This window comes from Neisseria sp. P0022.S010 (genome assembly GCF_051956635.1).
The window spans coordinates 1-3,317 of record NZ_JBQCXF010000335.1 but is presented as its reverse complement, the minus strand read 5'-3'; the positions used below and the strand labels follow the sequence as shown (position 1 = coordinate 3,317).

Sequence of the window (3,317 nt, the reverse complement as noted above, 5' to 3'; positions counted from 1 at the left end):
TCTCCGGCGCACTCGAGCATTCCGGTTCGGAAGTATTGGGTTTGGATGCAGGCTTCGCCTCCGGCCTCAAAACCGGCGTTGCCATTTCAGACGACGTGGATGCCGTACTGGCTCAAAGCGATGTCCTGATCGACTTTACCCGCCCCGAGCCAACCCTGAAACACCTGCAAAAATGCGTGGAAAAAGGCGTCAACATCATCATCGGCACGACCGGTTTTGACGAAGCAGGCAAAGCCGCCATCCAAGCCGCAGGCGAAAAAATAGGCGTTGTCTTTGCCGCCAACTTCAGCGTCGGCGTCAACCTCACTTTCCACATCCTCGACACCGTCGCCCGCGTGTTGAACGAAGGCTACGACATCGAAATCATCGAAGGCCACCACCGCCACAAAGTCGATGCCCCCAGCGGCACCGCGTTGCGCATGGGTGAAGTCATTGCCGACGCACTCGGCCGCGACCTCAAAGAATGCGCCGTTTACGGCCGCGAAGGCCATACCGGCCCGCGCGATCCGTCCACCATCGGTTTTGCCACCGTCCGCGCAGGCGACATCGTCGGCGACCACACCGCCCTCTTCGCCACCGACGGCGAGCGCGTGGAAATCACCCACAAAGCCAGCAGCCGCATGACCTTTGCCGCCGGTGCCGTACGCGCCGCAGTTTGGGCAAACGGCAAAAAAGGCCTGTACGATATGCAAGACGTACTGGGTTTGAAAAACCGATAAACCCGCATCATCAGGTTTCATACCTGACAAGGCCGTCTGAAAGCACAACGTCGATTTTCAGACGGCCTTATTAAAAAGAAAGCCCCACCATGTCCTATCAACAAATCACCATCAACGTCAACGATGCCGTCGCCGAACGCCTTGCCGACGCGCTGATGGAACACGGCGCATTGTCCGCCGCCATTGAAGATGCCTACGCCGGTACAGAAAACGAGCAGGCCATTTTCGGCGAGCCGGGCATGCCGTCCGAGCAAATCTGGCAACAAAGCAAAGTCATTGCCCTTTTCGGCGAAAGCGACGACGCCACTTCCATTATCGAAGCCGCCGCGCAGGAATGCGGTTTGAACGATTTGAAATACACCGGCGAAATCCTTGAAGATCAAGACTGGGTGCGCCTGACCCAAGCGCAATTCGACCCGATTCAAATTTCCGACCGCCTGTGGATTACCCCGTCTTGGCACGAAGCGCCCAACGGCAACGCCGTCAACCTGCAACTCGACCCGGGCCTTGCCTTCGGCACGGGCAGCCATCCGACCACCCGCCTCTGCCTCAAATGGCTGGACACGCAGCTCAAAGGCGGCGAAAGCGTGTTGGACTACGGCTGCGGCTCAGGCATTTTGGCCATTGCCGCCCTCAAACTCAGTGCAGGCTCCGCCATCGGCGTAGACATTGACGAACAAGCCATCCGCGCCAGCAAAGACAATGCCGCACAAAACAACGTCGACGCGCAGTTCTACCTGCCGGACGGCCTGCCGCAAGGCCAATTTGATGTCGTTGTCGCCAACATTCTGGCCAACCCGCTGCGTATGCTCGGCGAAATGCTTGCCGCGCGTACCAAACAAGGTGGCCGCATTGTTTTGTCCGGCCTTTTGGACGAACAAGTCGAAGAACTCAGCGGCATTTACAGCCAATGGTTCGACATCGAGCCTGCAGAAATCGAAGAAGGCTGGGCGCGATTGAGCGGCGTCAAACGCTAAAGCTGTTTTTCCGATACAAAGGCCGTCTGAAATTTAAGCTTTCAGACGGCCTTTTTGCACTTAAAACGCTGAATATTCCAGCAAAATCAGGTATAATTGCCTATTATTTTGACCTTTCGGAACACATCCGCCGCGCTCGTTTGACATTTCATTGCGCGCACGGAAAATTTCCTTGAAATTCAGCAAGAAAAGACCATGACTGACCAAAAACACGAAGAATACGGCGCCGACAGCATACAAGTGCTGGAAGGCTTGGAAGCGGTACGCAAACGCCCCGGTATGTATATCGGCGACACGCAGGACGGCAGCGGCCTGCACCACATGGTGTTCGAGGTGCTTGACAATGCCATTGACGAAGCGCTCGCCGGACATTGCGACAAAATCACCGTAACCATCCATGCCGACAATTCCGTCAGCGTGGCCGACAACGGCCGCGGTATGCCGACCGGCATCCATCCGAAAGAAGGCCGCTCCGCCGCCGAAGTCATCATGACCGTCTTGCACGCAGGCGGCAAATTCGACAACAACAGCTACAAAATCTCCGGCGGCCTGCACGGCGTGGGCGTGTCCGTCGTCAACGCACTGTCCGACTGGGTAACGCTGACCATCTACCGCGACGGTAAAGAACACTTCGTCCGCTTCGTACGCGGCGAAACCGAAGAGCCGTTGAAGGTTGTCGGCGATTCCGACAAAAAAGGCACGACCGTGCGCTTCCTCGCCAGTGCGGAAACCTTCGGCAATGTCGAATACAGCTTCGACATCCTTGCCAAACGCATCCGCGAGCTTTCCTTCCTGAACAACGGCGTGGACATCGAATTGATTGACGAGCGCGACGGCAAACACGAAAGCTTCGCCCTTTCCGGCGGCGTGGCAGGTTTCGTGCAATACATGAACCGCAAAAAAACACCGTTGCACGAAAAAATCTTCTACGCGTTCGGCGAAAAAGACGGCATGAGCGTCGAATGCGCGATGCAGTGGAACGACAGCTACCAAGAAAGCGTGCAATGTTTCACCAACAACATTCCGCAACGCGACGGCGGTACGCATTTGACCGCGCTGCGCCAAGTGATGACCCGTACCATCAACAACTATATCGAAGCCAACGAAGTGGCCAAAAAGGCCAAAGTGGAAACCGCCGGCGACGATATGCGCGAAGGCCTGACCTGCGTGTTGTCCGTCAAACTGCCCGATCCGAAGTTCTCATCGCAAACCAAAGACAAACTGGTTTCCAGCGAAATCGGCCCCGTCGTCAACGAAGTCATCAACCAAGCCCTGACCGACTTCCTTGAAGAAAACCCGACCGAAGCCAAAATCATCACCAGCAAAATCGTCGATGCCGCGCGCGCGCGCGAAGCCGCACGAAAAGCCCGCGAAATCACCCGCCGCAAAGGCGTGATGGACGGTTTGGGCCTGCCGGGCAAACTGGCCGACTGCCAAGAAAAAGACCCTGCTCTGTCTGAACTCTACCTCGTCGAGGGCGACTCCGCAGGCGGCTCCGCCATGCAGGGCCGCGACCGCAAATTCCAAGCGATTTTGCCGCTCAAAGGTAAAATTTTGAACGTCGAAAAAGCACGTTTTGAAAAAATGCTGGCCAGCCAAGAAGTCGCCACGCTGATTACCG

At 56.5% G+C, this 3,317-nt stretch carries 3 protein-coding genes; all 3 read left to right on the top strand.

The window, feature by feature from the left end; all coding sequences use genetic code 11:
* A partial coding sequence (gene dapB, locus ACTHUT_RS16315; protein ID WP_440419081.1) for a 4-hydroxy-tetrahydrodipicolinate reductase occupies window positions 1–719 on the top strand: 719 nt, incomplete at its 5' end.
* Between the two features lie 89 nt (window positions 720–808).
* Window positions 809–1,696, top strand: coding sequence for a 50S ribosomal protein L11 methyltransferase (gene prmA / locus ACTHUT_RS16310; RefSeq protein WP_254343529.1), 888 nt, complete (start codon window positions 809–811; stop codon window positions 1,694–1,696).
* Window positions 1,697–1,891: 195 nt separating this feature from the next.
* A partial coding sequence (locus tag ACTHUT_RS16305) for a DNA gyrase subunit B (protein ID WP_440419079.1) occupies window positions 1,892–3,317 on the top strand: 1,426 nt, incomplete at its 3' end.